Raw genomic sequence first — 15,464 nt, forward strand, 5'->3', positions numbered from 1 at the left:
TCAAATATATGAGTGCTTCACCTGTCTTTTCGCTGACTTCGCTCAAAAAAGATTTTGAGCCGCTTTCCACTTCCCACATGTTGGTGCGATTTCAGGATTGCGACCCTTTTGGGCATCTCAATAATATTCGCTACTTAGATTATTTTCTCAATGCACGTGATAATCAGGTTACGCACGATTATGGGGTGTCGCTTTACGATTTTATCCAAAAAGAGAAAAAAGGTTGGGTCATTTTAAAAAATGAAATTGCTTATCTACGCGCTGTGGCTTGCGGCAGCGAGGTTACGGTCAGGACGGCAACGGTCTATTTTTCAGACTATGAAGCGATTGTCGAGGGTAGAATGTTGGATAAAGAGCAGCAAAACTTACATGCGCTTTTTTGGATGCGTTTGGCATTTTTTGATACCACCACAGGGCGAAGAATCAAGCATGACCCTGAAATTCAGACTTTTTTTGAAGCCGTCCGCCTGAAAGAATTTGAAGCACAGGATACAACCTTCGACCAAAGATTGCAAGATTTGCAACAATATTACAGGGCTAAAAAAAGGCAATCCTAAGCGACACTTTTGCCAAAATGCAAAGGCTTGCCAAAACATTTTGAGCCTTAAAAGGTTTAAAGCAAATCCTTACCATTTAGGCAGAGGGTTTGCTACTGAATTTCGCTTTTATCTTAATAATTTGAACGTGAAAAATCCCTATTTTAATTCCAAAATATTGCTTTTTGGTGAGTATAGCATCATCAAAGATTCGATGGGGTTAGCTCTGCCTTACGACCTTTTTCAAGGGCGGCTTATTTTTAAAAATGTAACGCAGGTATCTTCTAAAATCTTACAATCGAATCAGGAACTTCGCACTTTCGTTCAATATTTAGAACAATTAACGAAACAAGATGATTTTCCCGTACAATTCGATTTTACCTCCCTGCATTTCGACCTCGAGCAGGGGCTTTTTTTCGAATCTACGATTCCGCAGGGTTTTGGCGTAGGCAGTTCGGGCGCACTCACAGCAGCACTTTATTACGGCTATGCGCGAAATAAAATTAAAATCAATGGGCATATTCCTACCCAAAATGAAATTTTAGAATTAAAGCGTATTTTTGCTAAAATGGAAAGCCACTTTCATGGGTCAAGTTCTGGCTTCGACCCGCTGATATGCTACCTCAATCGCCCCTTGCTTATCAAAAACAAGAGCGAAATAGAGGCTACCTCCCTGCCTGATTTTAAGGGAGATAGAGGGGCTATTTTTATCCTCAATACAGGACGCGCACGCCGTACAGAGCCGCTGGTGAGTCTTTTTTTAGAAAAATGCAAGAGCGATAATTTTGAAGTTGATAAACTAATTGAATATAATAACACCTGCATTAAATCGCTACTCACTGCCCAACTCGATACGCTTTTTGATACACTAAAAGAACTTTCTTATTTTCAGTACAAAAATTTGCAGCCCATGATTCCAACTTTGTACCGAAAAATGTGGAAACAAGGCTTACAAACAAATGATTACAACTTAAAACTTTGTGGAGCAGGCGGTGGTGGTTTTATTTTGGGTTTTACACAAAATTTAGAAAAAACCAAGACGCTATTAGCCGAGCAGCAAATTCGCATTGTTTGTGAGTTGTGAAAAATTGCTACTTTTGCTTTCTGAAAAATAGCTTTCACAACAAACTTTCAAGACCGTCTTTTTTTTTATTTGATATGATGCACTACTCTTTTTCGCAAACGCTTATCTCACAAATCCCCGACTTGCATACGGCGCGTTTTGCAGCAGGCATGGGAGCTACCATTTGCAGTTTTCGCGCTGCCGATTTTGGCTTGTCCGATTTAAAAGAAATTTGCGGTTGGCTGCAAGGCGTGGAAATTTGGGTAGAAAATCCGCCTCTGTCAGATTGGGAGAGCTATGATTTTGTAGCAGGTTTTGTTTTTGATAATGATTTTTATATAAAAAATAGGGCAGAAATTGAGGCTGCAAAAATAGAAAAAACGCTTGCCCTGCGGCTTACCTTGCCGAAAGTGGAAAGCGCAGTCTTTCCCATTGCCAACTTTTCGCAACTCATTTTGGCTTGTGAGAGCGGGCAGGCGTGGCAGAAACTAAATGTGGAGGGCTTGCAAGCCATTGGCTTTGAAGGCTTAGAAAGGGTTTTCATCGAGGGGCAGCCCGATTTTTATAGTTCCCTTTCGCCACAAGATTTTGATAAACAGCAAGTTGCGATTTCTGTGGCAGATTTAGCCGATTTTGAGCCGCTTTATGAGTGGTTTGAAAAATATGAAGCCTAATTTTTCAATTCAAGCCCTAAAAAATCCAACTTTGCTTTTGCAGTTTAGAACCCTGCGCACGATTTTTGCGTATAAAGCGCAAAACCTCATCTTAAAATTCAAACAAAATGTTGTACGCAGACCTCTTCCTCAACCTTTTAGGTACGCTCAATGGCGCAACAAGTGGTATCTTCTCCTTGCTTTGGGCAGCTTTGGCAATTTACGCACTCTACACCCTCTGGACTTCGGCAGCCGACTCCACTGCTAAGGTGCTTTGGTCTTTGGGCATCTTCTTTTTCCCCTTTATCGGTGCGATTTTGTACTTTGTTTTGGGCAGAAAATAGTCCCTTATTTTTCGGAAAATGCTACCGCAGCCTTTGGGTTGCGGTTGTTTTTTGTATAATAGATAAAACAAGATTTACACTTTTTAGCCGCGCTTATTTTTATGGACGACTTATGGGAAACGCTGGTAGAAGTCCTGGCTTCTTTTTTACCGCTCCGCCTTTGGCTCATACTGCTTTTGCTTATTTTGGCAGGAATTGGCTCTTTTATTTTTCTGACGGTTTGAAAGATAGCCTTTTATAGAAGGAAATTTTATAGTTAAACGTTTTTAAAAAAAAAAAGCACCCACAAAATTTTGTAAGTGCTTTTCCAATCTAATTTAAGAAAATAACTTTGCTTACGCCAATACTTCGCGCACCTTTTCGGCGGCTTCTTTCAGGACGATAGCGGGAATGACGTTCAAACCTGATTCTTTGATGATTTTCGCGCCCTCTTCGGCGTTTGTACCCTGCAAGCGGACAATAATCGGCACTTTGATGTCGCCAATGTTTTTGTAGGCTTCTACTACGCCATTCGCAACTCTATCACAACGGACAATGCCGCCAAAGATATTGATAAGAATTGCCTTAACGTTGGGGTCTTGTAAGATAATGCGGAAGCCTTTTTCTACCGTTTCAGCAGATGCGCCGCCACCTACGTCTAAAAAGTTGGCAGGTTCGCCACCCGAAAGTTTGATGATGTCCATCGTCGCCATTGCCAAACCTGCGCCATTGACCATACAGCCTACATTGCCATCTAATTTGACATAGTTGAGGTTGTATTTGCTCGCTTCTACCTCCAAAGGCGATTCTTCGGCTTCGTCGCGCAATTCGGGAAATCCTTTATGGCGGTAGAAAGCATTTTCGTCTAAGGCTACTTTGGCATCTACTGCCAAAATGCGATTGTCGGCAGCACGCAAGGCAGGGTTAATTTCTATCATGCTGGCATCAGAACCTACATAGGCAGCATAAAGCGAAAGTAAAAATTTGGTCATTTCCTTAGCGGCTTTGCCTTCTAAGCCCAAACGGTACGCCATCTTTTGTGCCTGAAAAGGTTGCAAACCTAAAAGCGGGTCTGCCCATTCGCGCAAAATCTTATCAGGGTGCTTTTCTGCCACCTCCTCGATGTCCATGCCGCCTTCGGTGCTGGCAACGATGACATTGCAATTTTTGGCACGGTCTAATAAAACGGATACATAAAACTCTTTGGGTTCGGCTTCGCCCTTGTAATACACATCTTGCGCTACCAAGACCTGATTGACTTTCTTGCCTTCTTCACCCGTTTGAATGGTAACGAGCGTACCGCCCAAAATCTTAGCCGCTTTTTCGCCTGTTTCTTGGGGGCTTTTGGCAATTACAACGCCGCGCGAGCCTGTTTCTTTAATTGTACCTTTGCCGCGTCCGCCTGCGTGAATTTGTGCTTTCACTACATAAAATTCTGTGCCTGTGTCGGCATTGAGTTTTTCGGCAGCCGCCTGTGCCTCTGCTGCATTGCGAGCGATAATGCCCTCCTGCACCGTTACGCCATACTTTTTGAGCAATTCCTTGCCTTGATACTCGTGAATATTCATATCGGGTATGATTGAAGGTTATATGGTTTGAATGGCTAAAACTAAGTACAAAACGGCGAATTTGCAAATGCAAACGCAAAACTTTTCGTCTTTTTTAATCTGCCTCTGCTTTGCTGCCTACTATTCAAAGTCTTTCGCTGCCCATAAAAAGCATAAAAAAAACACGCATACCATTGGTGCGTGTTCTTTCCTTTTCTGCCCAAATAAAAATACCTAAAAAATGGTGGGTCGGGCTATATTTACCCCTTTTTCAAAATATCACACTTTCTTATAGCTGATTGTTTTTTTGGAGAGCCAGTACGAGCTTTACAATTTGGTTGAATAGTTTGGAAAGCCTTTGTGCTTAAAACGAGTGGTTGTCTTTCAAACTGCTTTTGTGCCAAGAAGCGGCGAAGAACTCTCTGCTGTTTGTGGGCAGCCTTCATATATATATGCTCAAAAAAGGCAAAATCTCCCCCCCCTTTTTCGATTTTTTTTCGACTTTTTTCTGTTTTTTTTCGGATAAAAAGGAAAAGTATTAGAAAATGTTGGAAAAGTTATGCAAAAGTGTTGTCCATGTGGGCATGGACAACAACCTGAAAATTACCAAGACAAAACGTATTCGTCTGTGTCTGCATCATAGGAAACACTCACGTTCAAAGTGCAGCTACATGATTTTACGTGAGATAGAATTTTATTGATGCAGGGGCGTGCGTCCCATATAGAAGAAATACGACAACCGCCTAACATGGCTTGCTTGCGTTCCATCGAGCTGTTTTCTTGTCCTATCCGTGCGAGGAGTAGGTTTTCCCATTGTGGCTCGTTTGCGCCTATGGACAACATTGCCTCATACTGACTGATATCCGCTCCCTGATTTTTCATGGCTTCCAACGCTCCTATGGCACTATTGAGCCAATGGAGCGCATTTTTCTCTTCTTCGTCTAACTCGGCATACTCTTCCTCGCTTAGAAGTTTGAAGGAGGGAGGCGTGGCATCTTCTTGTGCTTTGGGTGCTTTTCTAACCTCATCTGATTCCAAATGATTGCAAGAAAAAGCTACCACAGAAAAACATAAGAAAAAAACAAGTTTTTTAAAATTAAATTTACTCATTTTTTTAAAATTTAATGATTAATAAATAAAAAAAGATAGTAGAGAACTTGATAGTAAGTCCTCATATATATATATATATGCCCAAAAAAGCCAAAATCTCCCCCCCTTTTTCGATTTTTTTTCGACTTTTTTCTGTTTTTTTTCGGATAGAAAGGAAAAGTATTAGAAAATGTTGGAAAAGTTATGCAAAAGCCATTTTGCAGAATAAAAAAAACTACTTCTGATACTTTTTAAGTGGTGCGTGAAAGGCTTTGGGAAAATCGCGCTCCTTTTTTAAGGTTTCGATAAAAAGCAAAAGTCCTTCTCTGCCTGCCATCTGATGCCAAGTTCCGACTTGCTTTTTAGCGGTGAGATAGTGCAGGTAGGCATCGCGATTAAAAAATTCGGCAGGGGTGTCCATCTCCTCTAATTCAGGGGCGTAGCTTCCGTTTAGGGTCATCATGTGCCATTCGGTTTCCCAGTTGGGAAAACGCTCGTCTAAAAGCATTGCCAAGCCCTCATCAAACCAAGTAGGAATCTGAAATTCGCGCAAAAACCAGCCTGTACGCGCCATAAGTTCGGCATGGCAGAGTTCGTGGCTTATCACATCTACATTGAGTCCTTCTTTTGCCAAGACAATGTAAGTGCCGACGGGAGAGAGATGCGTCATGCCTGTTTCGATGTTTTCATTGCCAAACAAGCGCATCACTTCGGGGTCGTCGCCTGCTAAAAGATAAGGTTTAGATTCTAAACTGCCGAAAAAAGTCTGCACACGCGCCTGCGCCTGTTGGTAGTTTTGCTCTAAAAGGGCAATCTTGGCAGTGTCTAAATTCCTATCCACATACAAGTTCGGACGCACCTCTTTGAGATAGTAGCTTTTCAGAAAAACGCTACGCGCAAAATTGGGGGAGCGGAAAAAGAAAAAGCCAAGCAGCACGCCCAGCCCAAGGAAAAGGAGCAGGCAGCGTCTTAGCCAAAGTTTGAAGGAGGGGTTTTTCCAAATTCTTCCCCAAAAGCTGTTTGGTTTCTCTTTCATACCCAATCGGAACGGCGAATAATAAAAACGAAGGAGGCACTTTTAGAAGCGGAAGATACGCAATTTATGCCACTTTTATCTGAAAAGATACCTTTGAAAGGAGGCTATATTAAATTTCCACTGCTGTTCCTTCAAAATTGTGAATCGTTTGGTAAAAGTTGTGTAATTTTGGCTGTGCTAAAACCCTTTTTGTCTTTTGTTTCAAAGCCTCTTTTTCAAATTCTAATTAAAAGTCCCGCCTGTAAGTCGGTGCAAAAATTCTACAAGCACTTTCCCAAGGTGTGGCAGGCTTCGGTCTGTTGCGGCTTACAAGGGCAATTTATTATATCGTGGAAAAAAAAGACCTTCGTTTGGCGGCTATCGATATCGGCTCGAATGCCCTTCGTTTTCAGGTGAGCCGCATTATCTGCCAAGACCCGCTGCCTGAATTTAAGCGATTAGAATACCTGCGCTTTCCGCTCCGTTTGGGTAGCGATGTCTTCTCGACGCAATCTTACATTACCCCCGAACATCAAGATGTTTTTGTGCAGGTGATGGGCGTTTTCAAAAGCCTGATGAAACTTTACCACATAGACGACTACATGGCTTGCGCTACCTCTGCTATGCGCGAAGCCGCTAATGGGGCAGAGCTTATCGAGCGCGTCCGAAGCGAATACGACCTCAACATCGAGGTCATCAGCGGCGAAAGAGAGGCTGAAATCATCAACAAGGCTATTTTTCAATACCTCGAAGCCGATAAAAACTACCTTCATATAGACGTGGGCGGCGGCAGTACCGAAATCAATATCTATCAGAACCACCAAAAAATTGCCTCGCGCTCTTTCCGTTTGGGTTCGGTGCGCTTGCTTTCACAAGAAGCCGATGAGCGTGTCCGCGAGGAATGGAACGCCCTAAGAAATTGGATACAATTTTCTATCCGCGACCTAACAGGCGAAATTATCCCCATTGGCACAGGGGGCAACATCAACAAACTGCACGACCTTTCCGAAAAAATCGTCAAGCAGAAAAAGAAAAAGCAGACCGCCCTAAGCCTGAAAGACCTTAAATTTCTTTATACTGAACTTGCCAAACGCAATTATCAGGAAAGGTTAGTAGATTTTTCCCTCAACGAAGACCGCGCTGATATTATCGTGCCTGCCGCCACCATTTACATCGAAGCCCTGCAAGCGATTAAAGCCAAAGAGGTTTTTGTGCCAAAAGTAGGCTTGCGCGAAGGCATTACACAGGTGCTTTTTGAAAAACATTGCCCTTTTTATAGCCAAAAGCATCTTTAAAAACGGCAAAGCATCTTTTTTTATACAAAAATTAGGCAACAAAAAACTAACAGCTTTCTAAAAACTGTTAGTTTTTTTGCTTTTTCTAAAAGCTATTCGTTTTGAATTTACGCATTTTTAGCTTCTACCAACTTGACACTGTTATCGAGCAGTTTGCTATTGTCGGCATTTGCTACCTGAACGGCAATGTCAAATTTTTCTTGGAAGGCTTTTTCGAAATCGCCGATAGTCATTTCGTCTGTAATATCGAAAGCCCCTACTTCTTTGAGCGATTCGCGCTCATCGGCTACTGCACCCAATCGAGCGGCATCATCGGCAAAACGTGCGCCCCTGCCTGCATTGTTGCCCACATAGACGCGCAGGGTTACTCCAAAGGCTTCATTAAATTTTTCTTTCAAAGTTTTGACCGTCATACGACCATCAACAGAAAATTGTGCCATGAGAAAATTGTGGTTTTGAAGGTGAAATAAAAATGAAATAAAAAAGCAGTTTTTTAGACTCTAAGCCCTCTCTGCCTCGCCCTTCCTACAACTGCTGCAAAGGGCGAGGCTTTTAGTCAAGATTGAGGTAAGGTTTTATTTCGCCATTGCTTTGGCAAAATTTTCGGCTACCTTCGCCCAATTTACGACACTCCAAAAGGCACTCACGTAGTCGGGGCGGCGATTTTGGTAGTTTAGATAATAGGCGTGTTCCCAAACATCAAGCCCTAAAATAGGCGTGCCTTTGTCTGCCACTACGTCCATCAAGGGGTTGTCCTGATTTGGCGTTGCCGAAACAAAGAGGCTGCCGTCGGCTTTTACGGAAAGCCATGCCCAGCCAGAGCCGAATTGGGTCTTGGCAGCATTTTCGAAGTGCTGCTTAAAATCACCAAAAGAATTGAAGGTCTTATCAATCGCTTCAGCTAATGCTCCCGTAGGTTCGCCGCCACCATTGGGGGACATGACCTCCCAAAAAAGGTTGTGGTTGTAGTAGCCGCCGCCGTTGTTGCGGACGGCATTGCCGTTTGCGCCTGCTGCCGCCACAATTTGCTCGATGGTCTGATTTTCCAAAGGCGTTCCTGCGATGGCTTTATTGAGGTTGTCGGTATAGGCTTGATGGTGCTTGGTGTGGTGGATAGTCATGGTGCGCTCGTCGATGTGTGGCGCAAGTGCGTCGTATGCGTATGGGAGCTTAGGAAGTTCGAAAGCCATAGAGATATAAGTTTTGAAGTGAAATTGAAAGAAAGGAAATCGCCTTTGTAAAGGCTTTTGATAGCTTGTACCCTTTGTAGGAAACACGACAAGGGGCATTTTGTTAAACAAAATGGCTGCGCTACGCGCCTTTTGTGCCTTTTTGTCTTTGCTTCAAATGTAAGTGTTTTTGAGCGCAAAGTCAAATTTCGCCTTATTTTGATGGCTGCCGAAGGGTTATTTTATTGTGAATTTTTACCTTTTTTCGCGCTTTTTGCTAAAAAAAAGGCAGGCTCTCAAAATTCGTTGCGTCGAAGGTATGGCGCAAAGGCGGCTCTGTTTGAAAAATGGTATCGGGATAATGCACCTGATAGAGATACAGACCCTGCGGGGGAGCGGCTACGCCTGCCTTTTTGCGGTCTTTGGCATCGAGAATGGCGCGAAGTTCGTCGGTAGAAAGTTTGCCTGCGCCTGCTTTTAGAAGCGTGCCGACCATAGTTCTGACCATGCCCCTAAGAAATCGGTTTGCCTTGACGTGAAAAAATAGAAAATCGCGCTGCTGATACCATTTGGCTTCGGTCAGGGTGCAGTCGAAGTGCTTGACATCGGTCTTGACTTTGCTAAACGATTCAAAATCTATGTATTCTAAAAAAATAGCGGCGGCGGCGTTTAATTTTTCGAGGTCTAAATTTTGGCGCAAATGATGGAGTGCAACGTTTTCGAAAAGAAAGCTATTTTTTTGTAGCCCTATTACATAGACATATTCGCGCCATTTGGCATCATAACGCGCATGGGCTTGTGTAGTGGTAGGATAGATTTTTCGCACCGCAATATCGGCAGGTAGCAGGGCATTGAGGCGATAGTGTAGCGTTTCGAGGTCGAGGGCTGTGGGGGTGTCGAAGTGTGCAAATTGCTGCTTGGCATGTACGCCTGCATCTGTGCGTCCGCTGCCTACCACAAAGGCTTGGTGCCGTAATAAGGTACTAAGGGCGGTTTCTAAGGTGCTTTGTACCGAAGGGGCGTTGGGTTGAGATTGCCAACCTGCATAGTTTTTGCCTAAATAAGTCAATTCTATAAAATAACGAAAGGAGGGTAGGTTTTCAGAAGCCTGCGTCATCTGCTGCTTGCATTTAGAGTTTTTTAAACGTTTTTTGGTCGGAAACTACAAAAGGGTGAAATTATTGCGTAAATTTAACCCCTAAAAGGTTCATTTCGATAGAAGAAGCATTTTTTTAGCTCGAAAGTTGGGAAATACTTTTGAAAACGCCAAGAAATGCCTTATCTTTTGCCTTTCATAGCACTCTTTGGCAGTTTGTCTGCTTTTGCGCCAAAAGAGGCAAACCGAATCCATCTTGATTTTCGCAAATCCTTATGAAAATAGACTTCAAAAAGTTGAGCCTCTCGATAGGGCAACGGGTGTTGGTAGGGAATTTGGTCGTAATTCTAATCGCTGTGGTTAGTGCTGCTGTCAGTTTTTTGCAGCTCTATCAGAGCCAAAATGTCATTAATTACTCTTTCCAAACGGTAGCCCCTTCCTTAGACGCGCTCAATACCCTCTCTAATTTGGTCGTCCGCTCACAAATGTATACCACAAATTGGATTTATACACCCGAAAATGAGAGCGACAAGGTAGCCTTGCGCGATATTCAAAACCAGCATTTTCCGCTGCTACGCACCGAAATTAGCAACCTCAAAAGGGAGTGGCGCAACGAAAATCATCGCAATATGATAGATTCTATCGTCGTAGAATTTGATGCCGTTTTGGAAAGGCAACAAAAGGTGATGCGCCTTTTAGATGGCACAGAAGATTATTTAGATGGGGCAAAAAAAGAGAAAGCGATTGAAGAATTAAATCAGCGTATCATTCCAATCTCTAATCAGCTTACGCGCAAAATTTCGGCTATCATCAAAGAAAAAGATATAGAAAAGGAAGCCTATTTCAAACAGACCTCTTTTTCCTTCTCTTGGCTTGAAGTGTTTGTCGCCAGCTTGGGAGTGATTATTATTACCATGGGGCTTACCTCTACTTATCTTATCTATAAAACGGTTTCGCAACCGATAAGACAACTTAATCAGACCCTTCTTGCGCTTTCTTTGGGAAAAAATCCCGTCTTAGACCTCAAAAAAGATTTGGGCAAGCATGAAATTGGGCAAATGTACCTTTCTACGCAAAAAGTGGTAACGGCAATGCGTGCCATTTCCAACTTCGCCACTGCCATCGGAAAGGGCAAATACGACACCAACTTCACCCCCCTAAGTCAGGAAGATGTCTTAGGCAATGCCCTTTTAGAGATGCGCGACAATTTGGTCAGCATTGCCGAAGATGAGAAAAGACGGCGGTGGATTACAGAAGGCGTTGCCCAATTTTCCGAAATTATACGGGTCAATTACGAGCAAATAGAAGATTTTGCTTTTAGCACTTTACGCCAACTGGTCAAATATACAGGTGCAAATCAGGGTAGTATTTTTCTTATCGACGAGCAAAAAGATGTCCTTTATGTGGCTGCCGCTTTCGCTTGGGATAAGCAAAAGTTTCTGACCAAAAACATCAGAAAAGGCGAAGGGCTTACTGGGCAGGCTTGGCAGGAAGGGCAGACGCTTTATTTTACCGAAGTGCCGCCCGATTTTATCAACATCACATCTGGTTTGGGGCAGGCTCCGCCCGACGCGCTGCTGATTGTTCCGCTCAAAAGCAATCAGGTGGTCTATGGTGTGGTAGAGATGGCTTTTTTTGGTGCAGTAGAAGGGTATAAAATCGAATTTATAGAGCGCATCTCTGAAAACTTTGCTTCTACTATTTCTTCGGTTCAAAGTTCGCAACAGACCAAACGCCTTTTGCAGGAATCGCAAATGATGGCAGAGCAGATGCGAGCGCAAGAAGAAGAAATGCGACAAAATGTAGAAGAATTGCAAGCCACACAAGAGGCGATACAGCGAAAATCGGGCGAATTGGAATCCCAACTCAATGCCATCAATGCCGCCGCTGCCATGTTAGAACTCAATCCGCGTGGGGTCATAACGCAAATCAACGACAAATACCTACGTTTGGCAGGATATGCCCATAAGGAATTGCTCAATCAGCCCTATACGCTTTTGCTCAAAGAAGGGCATGAAAGTTCGCGCAAATATATCCAACTTTGGGACGACCTTTTTGCAGGAAAAACCGTAGAAGGCGAATTGGAGCGCAAACAAAAACAGGGCGATACCCTATGGCTTTATGGCACTTTTTACCCCGTCTTAGATAAAAATCGAAACTTAGAACGCATCATTCATATCGTAACCGATATTACAGACCAGAAAAAACAGGCTGAAAAGCTCGAAGTGGTGCGTTTGGAACAAGAAGCCATGATTGAGCAGATGCAAATGCAGGGAGAGGTAGTCTTGCAAGCCCAACAAGAAGCCAAAAAGCAGCAGGAGGAAGCCGAAAAGCTCAACAAAAAGCTCACCTCCAACGAAGCCGTCCTGAAAAAAGCCTTAGAAAAATCTAAAAAGGAGAAAGACGCTTGGCGCAATAGAGAGGCAGAGCTACTCGATACCATAGAAAAATTACAAGCCAAGACCTAATAGGAAGTAGGTCTTTCTTACCTGCCTTCAAGTTTGAGTCAAAACTTGAAGGTTTTTTCTTTCCTTTTGTTTTCTTTACGAATCCGCACGTGAGTATGAATTTGAACCAAAAGACCCCAAAGGTCTTATTGCTTATCTTAGATGGTTGGGGAATTGCCCAAGAGCCGCGCTATTCGGCGATTGATGCCGCTCAAACCCCTTTCATTGATAGCCTTTACACCCAATATCCACACGCACAACTCCGCACAGACGGCGAATTTGTAGGACTACCCCAAGGGCAGATGGGAAATTCCGAAGTCGGACACATGAATTTGGGCGCAGGTAGGGTCGTTTATCAGAATTTGGCACGCATCAATAAAGCCATCAGAGAAGGCGAATTGGCAAAAAATCCTACCCTACAAAAGGCATGGGAGTATGCCAAGACCAAACAAAAAAATATCCACTTGGTAGGATTGGTGTCTGACGGGGGCGTGCATGCCCATCTCAACCATTTGAAGGCGTTAATCGAGGTGGCTGCCCAAGAAGGTTGTGCTGCCCAAACTTTTGTCCATGCTTTCACCGACGGACGCGATACCGCACCCGACAGTGGAATAGGATTTATCCAAGAAATTCACCATTTCGGACAAGAAAAAGGTGTAGAAATTGCGACGCTTATTGGGCGTTATTACGGCATGGATAGGGATAAGAGATGGGAAAGGGTCAAATTAGCCTATGATGCCCTTTGCAAGCGCGTAGGAAAGCGGGCGCAAGACCCTGTGCAAGCACTCGAAGCCGCTTATCAGGCAGGGGAAACTGATGAATTTATCAAACCGATTATCTTACAAAAAAATGGAAAAGATTTGCCTGCCATTGCGCCTGATGATGTTGTAATTTGTTTTAATTTCCGAACCGATAGGTGTCGTCAGATTACCGAAGTGCTTTCACAGAAAGATTTGCCCGATTACCAGATGCAAAAATTGCCGCTGCACTACATCACCTTTACGCGCTATGATGAGCGTTTCGAGAATGTGGGCATTGTCTTCGAAGAGCAGGAACTGACCCTTACTTTGGGCGAGGTCTTGGCAGGGGCAGGAAAAAAGCAGATTCGCATAGCCGAAACAGAAAAATATCCACACGTAACTTTCTTTTTTTCAGGCGGAAAGGAAAAAGAATGGGAGGGCGAAAAGCGGCTTTTATGCCCTTCCCCCAAAGTTGCGACCTACGATTTAGCCCCCCAAATGAGTGCTTTCGACATCAAAGATGCCATTTTACCCGAATTAGAAAAAAAAGAAGCTGATTTTATTTGTCTAAATTTTGCCAATGCTGATATGGTAGGGCATACAGGCGTGATGCAGGCGGCGATTCAAGCCTGCCAAGCCGTAGATGCCTGTGCGAAGGAAGTTGTGGAAACTGCTTTGAAAAATGATTATGATATTATACTACTTGCCGACCATGGCAATGCCGACCAAATGCAAAATCCTGACGGAACGCCGCACACTGCACACACCACCAATCCCGTTCCTTGCATCTGGATTGCAAAAGATTTGCCCGCTTCTGCCGCCATTCGCAACGGCAAATTAGGCGACATCGCACCTACGATTTTGCGCCTGCTCAAACTCGACATTCCCAAAGAAATGACAGGGGAAGTCTTGATAACCTATTAAGGTCAAAAAAAAGCCGCCTTTGCGCTAAGTTGGGCAAATGCGGCTTTGTAGATTGCTAAGTGGCTTGTCGCAAACGACAAAAGTTAAGCCTCAAAAACGCCAAAGAAATGCTTGCTGGGCGAATTTTGGTCTTGGCTCATGTGCAAATCGTAAAACATTTGATAGACCTCCTCGCGCGAAAGTACGCCGTCGCCGTTCAAATCCATGAGGGTGAATACCTTTTCGGCTTCTGCTTGTGAATTGCGAAAGCTACGGTAAAACTTCTGATAGTCGGAAGGAGTCATGTGGTCTTTGCCCGAAGCCACTATCGGAAAAACGCCCTCAAAAAAGGGCTTGATGTGCGCATCGAAGGCAGCAGGGTCGGCAAGTGCCACTTCATAAGCCGCCACTAATTCCTCAAAACTCACACAGCGGTCGCTATTTTGGTCGGCAGATTCTACCAAATCGCGCCACATCTGATGATACACTGCGCGAAAATTGTCGTCATGCTCGCTGCTCCAACCAAATTCTTGGGTAAAGGTATCGCAAATGGCATCGATGTCGCTATATTCTATCACGCCGTTGCCATTGGCATCATAAAATTTAAAAATCTTAGCTATTTTTTGTTTTTGAAAATCGCTTAACATATTGAATAAAATAATGAAGATAAGAAAAAAGTGTATTACAGCCCCAACCGCTGCCCCAATATCTTTATTTTTTTCTAAAAAAACAAGACTTGGCAGAGCTTTTTTTGCTTTTTTTAGGGATATTGTCTGATTTTTTGTACCTTGTACCAAAAGTTGAGAACATGAAGCACTATATTTTCCTTACGGGCAGCAGCAAAGGTTTGGGAAAATCTTTGAAACACCAACTTTTAGAACGCCCCGATACCTATTTATATGCCGTTTCGCGCAGCCCCGAAGATTCGCACCAAAATCAGGAAAATTACCAGCATTATAGCGTAGATTTGGCGCAATTTTCCTCCATAGAGCGTGTGCTGCCTTTCTTTTTTGGCGAAGTAGAAAAGCCTGCTTCGCTGACGCTTATCAATAACGCTGCTATTTTGGGTAAAATCTTACTTGTGGGCGAAGGCTCGTCGCGTGATTTTGCGCGTGTTATGGCGGTCAATGTCAATGCGGTTATGCAGCTCACCAACTTTTTTTTGGATAGATATAGTGAGTATGATTGCCCTAAAACGATTGTCAATATCAGTTCGGGCGCAGGCAAGCGTCCGATAGACGGTTGGGCAGCCTACTGCACTTCTAAGGCGGCTTTGGACATGTTTTCGCAGGTAGTACAAGCCGAACAAGACCTTAAAAATACAGGCGTGCGCGTGATTTCCTTTTCGCCCGGTGTCATGGATACGCCCATGCAAGCCGAAATACGCAGTGCAGATAAGGCGCATTTTAGTCAGTTAGAACGCTTCCAAAACTTACATGCCCAGCAAGCACTACCAAGCCCCGACGAGGTAGCACAAAAGGTTATCGCGCTTTTTCTATAAATGCCACAGAGCCACAACAGAGCCACAATTTTATCCCTGCTTAGGCTTATTTTTTTGCTGCAAAAAACGCATTTTTTTCGTACCTTT

Annotated in this window: 16 protein-coding genes; 9 read left to right on the forward strand and 7 right to left on the reverse strand. The window is 43.7% G+C overall.

Annotated features, from left to right (window positions below; genetic code table 11):
• Positions 1-8: 8 nt before the first annotated feature.
• From G500_RS0118885 to G500_RS26515, 5 genes are all read left to right on the forward strand, one after another.
• Positions 9-557 (forward strand): acyl-CoA thioesterase, encoded by a 549-nt coding sequence (locus G500_RS0118885; RefSeq protein ID WP_027003677.1) that lies wholly within the window; start codon positions 9-11, stop codon positions 555-557.
• Between the two features lie 127 nt (positions 558-684).
• Positions 685-1,620 (forward strand): mevalonate kinase family protein, encoded by a 936-nt coding sequence (locus tag G500_RS0118890; RefSeq protein WP_027003678.1) that lies wholly within the window; start codon positions 685-687, stop codon positions 1,618-1,620.
• Between the two features lie 74 nt (positions 1,621-1,694).
• Positions 1,695-2,273, forward strand: coding sequence for a hypothetical protein (locus G500_RS0118895; protein ID WP_027003679.1), 579 nt, complete (start codon positions 1,695-1,697; stop codon positions 2,271-2,273).
• A gap of 107 nt (positions 2,274-2,380) precedes the next feature.
• Positions 2,381-2,596, forward strand: coding sequence for a PLD nuclease N-terminal domain-containing protein (locus G500_RS24270; protein ID WP_035758116.1), 216 nt, complete (start codon positions 2,381-2,383; stop codon positions 2,594-2,596).
• Positions 2,597-2,697: 101 nt separating this feature from the next.
• A complete protein-coding gene (locus G500_RS26515) occupies positions 2,698-2,820 on the forward strand; it encodes a hypothetical protein (protein WP_281169349.1) in 123 nt (40 codons plus the stop codon).
• Positions 2,821-2,931: 111 nt separating this feature from the next.
• Here the strand turns inward: G500_RS26515 and sucC are convergent, their stop codons facing one another.
• From sucC to G500_RS25315, 3 genes are all read right to left on the reverse strand, one after another.
• Positions 2,932-4,143 (reverse strand): ADP-forming succinate--CoA ligase subunit beta, encoded by a 1,212-nt coding sequence (gene sucC / locus G500_RS0118910; protein ID WP_027003680.1) that lies wholly within the window; start codon positions 4,141-4,143, stop codon positions 2,932-2,934.
• A 582-nt stretch (positions 4,144-4,725) separates the two neighbouring features.
• Positions 4,726-5,232, reverse strand: coding sequence for a hypothetical protein (locus tag G500_RS0118925; protein WP_027003681.1), 507 nt, complete (start codon positions 5,230-5,232; stop codon positions 4,726-4,728).
• Positions 5,233-5,446: 214 nt separating this feature from the next.
• Positions 5,447-6,247, reverse strand: a complete 801-nt coding sequence (locus G500_RS25315; RefSeq protein ID WP_154657230.1) for a hypothetical protein — start codon at positions 6,245-6,247, stop codon at positions 5,447-5,449.
• A 329-nt stretch (positions 6,248-6,576) separates the two neighbouring features.
• On the opposite strand from G500_RS25315, the gene G500_RS0118940 reads away from it, so the two are divergent.
• The gene (locus G500_RS0118940; protein ID WP_035758193.1) at positions 6,577-7,521 is read left to right on the forward strand and encodes a Ppx/GppA phosphatase family protein; all 945 of its coding nucleotides are present in this window, start codon (positions 6,577-6,579) and stop codon (positions 7,519-7,521) included.
• Between the two features lie 107 nt (positions 7,522-7,628).
• Here G500_RS0118940 and G500_RS0118950 read toward each other — a convergent pair whose 3' ends face one another.
• The 3 genes from G500_RS0118950 to truA form a co-directional block, all read right to left on the reverse strand.
• A complete protein-coding gene (locus G500_RS0118950; protein ID WP_027003684.1) occupies positions 7,629-7,961 on the reverse strand; it encodes a hypothetical protein in 333 nt (110 codons plus the stop codon).
• 135 nt (positions 7,962-8,096) lie between these two features.
• Complete coding sequence (locus G500_RS0118955) at positions 8,097-8,711, reverse strand: superoxide dismutase (RefSeq protein WP_027003685.1); 615 nt, start codon at positions 8,709-8,711, stop codon at positions 8,097-8,099.
• 256 nt (positions 8,712-8,967) lie between these two features.
• Positions 8,968-9,807 carry a tRNA pseudouridine(38-40) synthase TruA gene (truA, locus tag G500_RS24280; protein ID WP_051203905.1) on the reverse strand — a complete coding sequence of 280 codons (840 nt, stop codon included), beginning with the start codon at positions 9,805-9,807 and terminating at the stop codon, positions 8,968-8,970.
• Positions 9,808-10,061: 254 nt separating this feature from the next.
• Between truA and G500_RS24285 the strand changes: the two genes are divergently transcribed.
• Complete coding sequence (locus G500_RS24285) at positions 10,062-12,254, forward strand: PAS domain S-box protein (RefSeq protein WP_035758119.1); 2,193 nt, start codon at positions 10,062-10,064, stop codon at positions 12,252-12,254.
• A 95-nt stretch (positions 12,255-12,349) separates the two neighbouring features.
• Positions 12,350-13,897 carry a 2,3-bisphosphoglycerate-independent phosphoglycerate mutase gene (gpmI, locus tag G500_RS0118975; protein ID WP_035758122.1) on the forward strand — a complete coding sequence of 516 codons (1,548 nt, stop codon included), beginning with the start codon at positions 12,350-12,352 and terminating at the stop codon, positions 13,895-13,897.
• A gap of 83 nt (positions 13,898-13,980) precedes the next feature.
• Here gpmI and G500_RS0118980 read toward each other — a convergent pair whose 3' ends face one another.
• On the reverse strand, positions 13,981-14,523 hold the full coding sequence (locus G500_RS0118980; RefSeq protein ID WP_154657231.1) for an EF-hand domain-containing protein: 543 nt from the start codon (positions 14,521-14,523) through the stop codon (positions 13,981-13,983).
• A gap of 161 nt (positions 14,524-14,684) precedes the next feature.
• On the opposite strand from G500_RS0118980, the gene G500_RS24290 reads away from it, so the two are divergent.
• The gene (locus G500_RS24290; protein WP_035758199.1) at positions 14,685-15,377 is read left to right on the forward strand and encodes an SDR family NAD(P)-dependent oxidoreductase; all 693 of its coding nucleotides are present in this window, start codon (positions 14,685-14,687) and stop codon (positions 15,375-15,377) included.
• The last annotated feature ends 87 nt before the right edge of the window (positions 15,378-15,464 follow it).

It is taken from the genome of Hugenholtzia roseola DSM 9546, assembly GCF_000422585.1.
Lineage (GTDB): Bacteria > Bacteroidota > Bacteroidia > Cytophagales > Bernardetiaceae > Hugenholtzia > Hugenholtzia roseola.